The following is a 6,866-nucleotide window of genomic DNA, read 5'->3' as shown; positions in this document are numbered from 1 at the left end:
TCCCCGTCCCCGGTCGGTGGGTGCGCGGGCCGGGCCGCGCGGGCCGGTTTCGGCCGCCCTCGTACACCGATGAGCGTTCAACGACCTCCAGGCACCCGATCGGGTGAAGCCGGGGACGGCGGAGAGCCGATGACGGTCACCGGTCCACGGGAGCGGCTGCCGGATCCCGGCCGGCGGCCGGGCGAGGCGCGGGGCCGCGCGCCGGCTCCTGGGCCGGGTCCCGCTCGGGGTTCCACGCCGGATCGGGGGCCCGGTCGGGCATCCGTTCGGCGCCGATCAGATCGAGCAGCCCGAGTTTGTCGGCGGCGGCCGTCCCGGGCGGGGCGGAGTAGGCCGAGACACGCAGATCGCACCCCGGAACGGTGAGCGTGTCGCAGTCCAGCGTCAGCGGTCCGACGTCGGGATGGTGGACGGTCCTGACGCCCGTGTCGTGGAAACCGGCGATACGGGAGTTCCACAGCCCGGCGAACCGGCCGCTGACCCGCCGTAGCTCCCCGATGAGGAACCGCAGCCGTACATCGGTGGGGTAGTGCCCCGTGGCGGCCCTGAGGTCGGCGACGAGGGCCGCCTCGAACCGCGCCTCCTGCTCCTCGGTCTGGCTGATTCTGGTGGGCAGACCTCTGAAGTGCCGCCAGACGGCGTTGCGGTCGCGCCCGGGGAGCACCGAAGGGTCTCCGAGGAGCGCGGCCCAGAGAGGATTCCAGGTGATCAGATTCCAGGCCGCGTCATGGACCCCGACCGGAGTCCCGGCGAGCCGGCCGAGCAGCCGCCGCACGCTGGGCGGCACGGCCTCCGGAACACGTCCGAGACCCGGTGGCGACTGTCCGGCGAGCAGGAAGAGATGCCTGCGCTCGTCCTCCGACAGCCCCAGGGCACGCGCCAGCGAGGCGAGGACCTGTACGGAGGGCGAGGTCGCCCGCCCTTCCTCCAGCCGTACCAGATAGTCCACCGACAGCCCGGTGAGCCGGGCCAGCTCCTCGTGCCGCAGCCCGCCCGCCTCGCCGTTCCCGCCCGCGGGCAGCCCGGTCTCGGCCGGTGCGATGCGTTCACGCCAGCGCTGCAGAGCCGTGCCCAGCTCTCCGTGTCGGGTCATACGGCCAGTATCAGCGCGCCTGCCAGCCCTCGCCCGACAGCGCTTCGCCCGGCCTTCCCGACGGGCGCGTCAGATGTCCAGAGCGGTCTCGATCCGCTTGAGGCTGTGGCGGGCGAGCGCCAGATTCGCCCGGGTGCGGTCGAGCGCTATGTACAGGAAGAGCGAGCCACGGCTGGCGGTGAGCGGGCGGATCAGGTGGTACTGCCTGCCGAGAGTGATCAGGATGTCCTCGATGGAGTCGTTCATGTCCAGTGCGCCGAGGGTACGCACCTTCGCGCGCACCACCTCGGTGTTCCCCGCGGCGGCGACCTCCAGATCGAGCCCGCCGCCTCCGCCGAGGGTGCCGAGCGACATGCCGCTCTCGTAGTCGACCAGCGCCACACCGAGAGCGCCGTCGATGGTCATGGCCTCTTTGAGCGCGGTTTCCAGGTTCATGGCACGGTCCTCTTCTTCGTGTTCTTCAAGCCGGAGGAGGTCGCCCGTCCTTGGCCGAAAAGCCAAGGGATCAAAGGCGTCAAGATCGGTCACTAAAACGCAAGTTGCGGTTTAGGATACTGACGGATGTGGCTCAAAATGAAGGGGTACACGTGTCAGCGATCGAAGCGTCCCTTTCCCGGCTCCTGGAGACTCCCGGGATCACGGGAGCCGCGCTCGTGGACGCGGTCACCGGCCTCAGCTACTGCGTGGTCGGCGACGCGTCGGAGACCGGGGACGGTGTGGGGACGGCCGAACTGGCGGCCGTGATCACCGACCGGGTGGGGCAGGCGGGAGCCGGGAGCGAGCTGGAGAGCGTGATCGTGACGACCGCGCGCCGCNNGCGGCGCGTCGGCGATCCACTGCTTCTGGTCGCCACGCTGGACCGCGGCCGTACCAATCTCGCGCTCGCGATGCGGCAGCTCGACGACCACGCGGCGGGAGTGCTGGCATGACCGACGGCCCGGACGGCCTCGACGCCCACGGTTCGCCGCAGGACGGCGCGCTGCCCCGCAATGTCCCCGCGCTGCTGCTGCGGCTCCAGCAGGAAGGTTTCAGCGGCACGGTGACCGTCTCCGCGTCTCCGGGTGGCACGATCCATCTGCGGGACGGGCTGATCGGTGCGATCGAGACGCCGGGAACGCCGTCGGTCGAGTCCGTCCTGTTGAAGTCGGGCCGTGTCGACGACAAGGGCTGGGCGGCCGGGCTGACCGCCGTCCGGCACGGCGGGGAGCACGCGGCGGCGCTGGTCGGGCAGGGCCTGACCGGCGCCGCCGAACTGGAAATACTCTGCGTGGCGACGGTGTTCGAGGGCGCGTTCGCGATGTCCCTCGTCCGGCCCGAGGGCTGGGAGGTGGGCGCGGTCGCGCCGGCCGTTCTCGCTCCTCGCGGCATCGAGCCGCGGACCGTCGCGGAGGAGACCACGCGCCGGCTGGCGCTCGTCTCCCGGCAGTGGGGTTCGCCCGCCGATCTCGCCAGGGCGAAGATGCGGCCCTCGGCCCGCGCGGACCGGGTGGCGGGTCAGCTCACCAGCCGCTATCAGGCCCTGCTCGCCGTCGCCAACGGCCGCCGTAGCCCACGGGACCTCGCGTTCACCCTGGGACGGGGCCTGTTCGGAGTCATGGTGGACCTGATCCGTATGAACGATCTCCAGCTCGTCCAGTGGGAGAACGGACTCCCGGCCGACCGGCCGAGCACCGCACCGCGCCTCCTGCCCGGCGGACGGCGCGTGACCACCGAGGCCCGGACGCCACCGGGTGAGCTGCCACGGCGCACCGCCGTCGCCCGCCGGTCGGACCCCGGGCATCCCGACGGCTTAGATTCCTGAGAACGAACAACCGTACTTGCCCATGTTTGAGTGAGTTGTACGGAGTTGAGAACCCGGAGCCTCCGTGCGGTATCCCTCGGCAGGACCTTGGCAGCACCTCGGCAGGACCCCAGCCGGAACGTCATCAAGGAGCGCACATCATGTATGCAGGTTCGTCCGTCACTTCACTCGCCTCACTTGTCGATGTACTGGCGTCGCTACGGGAGAAGGTGATGGGAGTGTCCGAGAGCGTCCTCTCCACCACCGACGGGCTGCTGGTGGCGGCCGATACGGACACGGCCCAGCCGGAGGCCGTCGCCGCGCTGGCGGCGGCCACGCTGGGGCTCGGCGCGCGTATGGCGGAGCAGGCGGGGACGGGCGCGCTGCGTGATGTGGTCATCCGCTGCGGCGGCGGCCATGTCGTCGTCCTGGCGGTGGGGGAGCGGGCCCTGCTGTCGGTCCTGGGCGACGAGGGACTCGATGTCGCCGCGCTCCAGCGTGAGACGCCGGCGACGGTCGAGCAACTGACGGGCCTTCTGGAAGGGGATGTGCCCGCCTGATCCCGTCGAGGAGAGTGAACCTGAGAGCGGGGGCCGTTCCCTACGGGGGCGGCCCCCGCTGTCGTCCCCCCATTGCCCTCGGGGCCCCGCCTGTCCTCGGGTCTTCCAGTCGTCTTCGGTGCCGCCGTTGTGCTCGGGTCCCGCCGTCGTCGACCGCGCACGCGTCGTCACTCACTGTGTGCCCGAGGGAGCGCAGCGTGCAAATGCGCGAGTCTATGCCCGGCGCGGTGGTGCGTGCAGGCGGTTGCGGGAATATGCCGAGGCTCTTATCGGATCGGGCTAAGCTCTCGCGGAGCGCGCCGAGTTGACACGTAATCAGGCATATGTTCGCCATGAGCAATGCGTGTGCGAATGACCCGATCTGAATCGACCGCCAGAGGGCTTACATGGTTCGTCTCGAAGCACCCCCGAATGATCAAGCGTCCCCCGCCGTCCGCGCGTTGCTGCTTCCGGCGGCCCTGATGGCGGCGGCGACGGCCACCGTGGTGGTCCTGGCCGCGGACACCGCGCGGCTGCCGCTCATGCTGTACGGGACGGCCGCCACGGCCCTGGTCGGCTGGTGCGCGGTCGGACTGTCCCGGCGCCGCAGGACCATCGGTGTGCTCCATGAGCACTACGCCCACCGGCTCACGGTGCTGGAGCGGCGCCTCGCCGCGCACGACGAGGAGACCGTACGGCTGGGCAAGGTGCTGATGCCCGCCGCGATCCACCGGCTGCGCCAGGGCGAATCACCCGCGGAGGTGATGCGCGCGGTCGTGGACGGCGACGAGCGGTACCGCGAACTCCCGGCCGCCCAGCGCTCCTTGCTCCGCTCCGTACTCCAGATCGTGGACGACGAGGAGGCCATGCGCGACTCCGCGCAGCGCTCCTTCGTCAACATCGCCCGCCGCGTCCAGGCCATCGTCCACCAACAGGCCAGCGAGCTGCGGGAGATGGAGGAGCACCACGGCCGCAATCCCGATGTCTTCGACGATCTGCTGCGTATCGACCACGGCACCGCGCTGATCGGCCGGCTCGCCGACAGCATCGCCGTGCTCGGCAAGGCCCGTCCCGGCCGTCAATGGTCCAGGCCCGTACCGCTGTTCAGCGTGCTGCGCGGAGCGATGTCGCGGATCCTGGAGTACCAGCGGGTCGATCTGCACTCCATCGCGAAGGTCGCCGTCATCGGCACGGCCGTCGAACCGCTGATCCACGCCTGCGCCGAACTCCTCGACAACGCCACCCGCTACTCACCGCCGCAGACCCGTGTCCATGTCACCGCGGTCGAGGTACAGACGGGCATCGCGATCGAGATCGAGGACGGCGGCGTCAGCCTGAGCGAGGAGGCACGGGCCAGGGCCGAACGGATGCTCGCGCAGGCCCAGGCCGGAATCGACCTCAACGACCTCGGCGAGACGCCCCGGCTCGGTATGGCCGTCGTCGGCCGGCTCTGCCAGATGTACAACTTGCAGGTCTCGCTGCGGCAGTCGGCGTACGGCGGTGTCCGGGCCGTCCTCATCGTGCCGCGCGATGTCGTCACCACCGGACCCGCGCCCGGTGTCGCGCACGGCATCGGCGCCGCCGCCGGGCCCCGGGGCAGCTCCGTCGACCTGCCCACCAAGGACGTGCTGCGCCCGCAGAACCGGGTGCCCAGGCCGGTCACGGGACCGCGGCGGTCCGTGCCGCTCCCGCCGGTCGCCTCGGGCACGGAGGGCGACATTCCGGTGGTGACGGAGTGGACGGAGAACGGGCTGCCGCAGCGGCGCAGCCGTGGCCGCGCGCCGCTCGGCTCCCACAACCTCGGCCTCCGTACCCCGGGCCCCGGCCCGGACCGTACCCCGGGCCCCGGCCCGGCGCCCAGGGGCAGCGGGCAGGGCGTTGCCCCGGAGCCCGCGAACCGACCCGGGCCCGGCGTCTGGCTCGAAGCGTTCACCAAGGCGGTCAACGGCACTCCGCAGGAGCCTCCCGCCGAGGCGGGGGAGGGGCCGGCCGGGCCCGGTGAACGTGGCGCATCCGACGACGTGCGGGGCAAGGGAGAGCTGAAGTGATCCAGCAGCGGGCCAATGTGGACTGGATGCTCAAGGAACTGGCCGACGGGGTACCGCAGATCCAGCAGATCGTGGTGCTCTCCGCGGACGGCCTGCGGATCGCCCGGCACGGCGGTGACCCCGATGTCGCCGACCGGCTCGCCGCGGCCTGCGCGGGACTCCAGAGCCTGGCCGCCGCCGTCGCGGCCGAGATCCCGCACAGCGACGGACGGATGCGGCTCGTCGTCATCGAGATCGGCGGCGGCTTCTTCTACCTGATGGAGGCCGGGGAGGGCGCGTATCTCGCGGTCCTCGCGGACGAGACGGTCGACGCGGGTCTGGTGGGCGCCCGGATGAGGGACATGGTCGTCCGTATCGGTGCCCATCTCACCAGCCCGCCGCGCCACGAGGGACACGACGGGCAGGCCGGATGAGCACGCCTCCTCAACGGGAACGCAGGAGCCCCGAGGCGGACGTGGGGGACCCGGAACGGCTGTACGTGATCACCGGAGGACCGGACGGCGCCGCACGCGCACCGCTCGACCTCGTCACCATGATCGTGGCACGCGACGAACCGTCACCGACGGTCCAGCCGGAACAGGCCGCCATTCTGCGGCTCTGCCGGGCACCGCTGTCCGTGGCCGAGCTGTCGGCCCATCTCACTCTCCCGTTCAGCGTGGTGACCGCGCTGCTGACCGAACTCCTCACGGCCGAACTGGTCGAGTCGCGGGCGCCCGTCGTCCGTGCGGCGCTACCCGACCGGTCCCTCCTCGAAGCGGTGATGCATGGACTCCAGAGACTGTGAAGCGACCGCGGCCACGATCGCGGGCCCCAGGAGCGAGGACCTCCTGCCCACCACGGCCACCTCCGCGGTGAAGATCGTGATCGTGGGCGGCTTCGGCGTCGGCAAGACGACGATGGTGGGCTCGGTCAGCGAGATCCGCCCGCTCACCACCGAGGAGACCATGACCCAGGCCGGGGTCGGTGTGGACGACAACTCGGGTGTCGAGAGCAAGACCGCCACCACCGTCGCCATGGACTTCGGCCGTATCAGCATCACCGAGCAGCTCGTGCTCTATCTCTTCGGCACTCCTGGCCAGGAGCGGTTCTGGTTCCTGTGGAACGGACTCTTCGAAGGCGCCCTGGGAGCCGTGGTGCTGGTGGACACGCGCCGTCTCGAAGTGAGCTTCGACGTGATCGGACGGCTGGAGGAGCGCGGCGTGCCGTTCGTCGTCGCCGTCAACACCTTTCCCGACGCGCCGCACCATCCCGTCGTGACCCTGCGGAAAGCACTGGACCTGCCCGACGAGGTCCCGATGATCGACTGCGACGCACGGCAGCGGGCCTCCTGCCGCGACGCCCTGCTGACGCTGATGCGCTATCTGCACGCGCTGGCGACACCTCCGGACTGAGCGCGGCGCGCCGCG

Annotated in this window: 8 protein-coding genes; 6 read left to right on the top strand and 2 right to left on the bottom strand. The window is 71.1% G+C overall.

The genetic code is table 11. The features are described 5' to 3' along the window. Window positions 1–136: 136 nt before the first annotated feature. Both BFF77_RS28095 and BFF77_RS28090 read right to left on the bottom strand, forming a co-directional pair. Entirely contained in the window at window positions 137–1,093 is a 957-nt protein-coding gene (locus BFF77_RS28095; RefSeq protein ID WP_066955261.1) for a helix-turn-helix transcriptional regulator, read from the bottom strand. A gap of 69 nt (window positions 1,094–1,162) precedes the next feature. Further along, the gene (locus BFF77_RS28090; protein ID WP_066955258.1) at window positions 1,163–1,528 is read right to left on the bottom strand and encodes a hypothetical protein; all 366 of its coding nucleotides are present in this window, start codon (window positions 1,526–1,528) and stop codon (window positions 1,163–1,165) included. Window positions 1,529–2,018: 490 nt separating this feature from the next. Between BFF77_RS28090 and BFF77_RS28080 the strand changes: the two genes are divergently transcribed. The 6 genes from BFF77_RS28080 (at window position 2,019) to BFF77_RS28055 (ending at window position 6,851) form a co-directional block, all read left to right on the top strand. Then, entirely contained in the window at window positions 2,019–2,894 is an 876-nt protein-coding gene (locus tag BFF77_RS28080) for a hypothetical protein (protein ID WP_066955252.1), read from the top strand. A gap of 140 nt (window positions 2,895–3,034) precedes the next feature. Beyond that, window positions 3,035–3,433, top strand: coding sequence for a roadblock/LC7 domain-containing protein (locus BFF77_RS28075; RefSeq protein WP_066955250.1), 399 nt, complete (start codon window positions 3,035–3,037; stop codon window positions 3,431–3,433). A gap of 386 nt (window positions 3,434–3,819) precedes the next feature. Then, window positions 3,820–5,460 (top strand): sensor histidine kinase, encoded by a 1,641-nt coding sequence (locus tag BFF77_RS28070; RefSeq protein ID WP_245703732.1) that lies wholly within the window; start codon window positions 3,820–3,822, stop codon window positions 5,458–5,460. Then, window positions 5,457–5,873, top strand: a complete 417-nt coding sequence (locus tag BFF77_RS28065; RefSeq protein ID WP_066955247.1) for a roadblock/LC7 domain-containing protein — start codon at window positions 5,457–5,459, stop codon at window positions 5,871–5,873. Before BFF77_RS28070 ends, BFF77_RS28065 begins: the two co-directional genes overlap by 4 nt. Beyond that, window positions 5,870–6,244 (top strand): DUF742 domain-containing protein, encoded by a 375-nt coding sequence (locus BFF77_RS28060; protein ID WP_066955244.1) that lies wholly within the window; start codon window positions 5,870–5,872, stop codon window positions 6,242–6,244. The genes BFF77_RS28065 and BFF77_RS28060 overlap by 4 nt, the downstream gene beginning before the upstream one ends. Then, window positions 6,225–6,851 carry a GTP-binding protein gene (locus BFF77_RS28055; protein WP_066955241.1) on the top strand — a complete coding sequence of 209 codons (627 nt, stop codon included), beginning with the start codon at window positions 6,225–6,227 and terminating at the stop codon, window positions 6,849–6,851. The genes BFF77_RS28060 and BFF77_RS28055 overlap by 20 nt, the downstream gene beginning before the upstream one ends. The last annotated feature ends 15 nt before the right edge of the window (window positions 6,852–6,866 follow it).

Origin of the sequence: Streptomyces lushanensis (genome assembly GCF_001700515.1) — a bacterium.
Taxonomy (GTDB): Bacteria; Actinomycetota; Actinomycetes; order Streptomycetales; family Streptomycetaceae; genus Streptomyces; species Streptomyces lushanensis.
The sequence above is the reverse complement of the archived record's forward strand: the minus strand, read 5'-3'. Positions and strand labels throughout refer to the sequence as shown.

Bases quoted from the DNA above. Each gene is read 5' to 3' on its own strand.
- BFF77_RS28095 (WP_066955261.1), bottom strand. From the start codon at position 1,093: ATGACCCGACACGGAGAGCTGGGCACGGCTCTGCAGCGCTGGCGTGAA.
- BFF77_RS28090 (WP_066955258.1), bottom strand. From the start codon at position 1,528: ATGAACCTGGAAACCGCGCTCAAAGAGGCCATGACCATCGACGGCGCT.
- BFF77_RS28080 (WP_066955252.1), top strand. From the start codon at position 2,019: ATGACCGACGGCCCGGACGGCCTCGACGCCCACGGTTCGCCGCAGGAC.
- BFF77_RS28075 (WP_066955250.1), top strand. From the start codon at position 3,035: ATGTATGCAGGTTCGTCCGTCACTTCACTCGCCTCACTTGTCGATGTA.
- BFF77_RS28070 (WP_245703732.1), top strand. From the start codon at position 3,820: ATGGTTCGTCTCGAAGCACCCCCGAATGATCAAGCGTCCCCCGCCGTC.
- BFF77_RS28060 (WP_066955244.1), top strand. From the start codon at position 5,870: ATGAGCACGCCTCCTCAACGGGAACGCAGGAGCCCCGAGGCGGACGTG.
- BFF77_RS28055 (WP_066955241.1), top strand. From the start codon at position 6,225: ATGGACTCCAGAGACTGTGAAGCGACCGCGGCCACGATCGCGGGCCCC.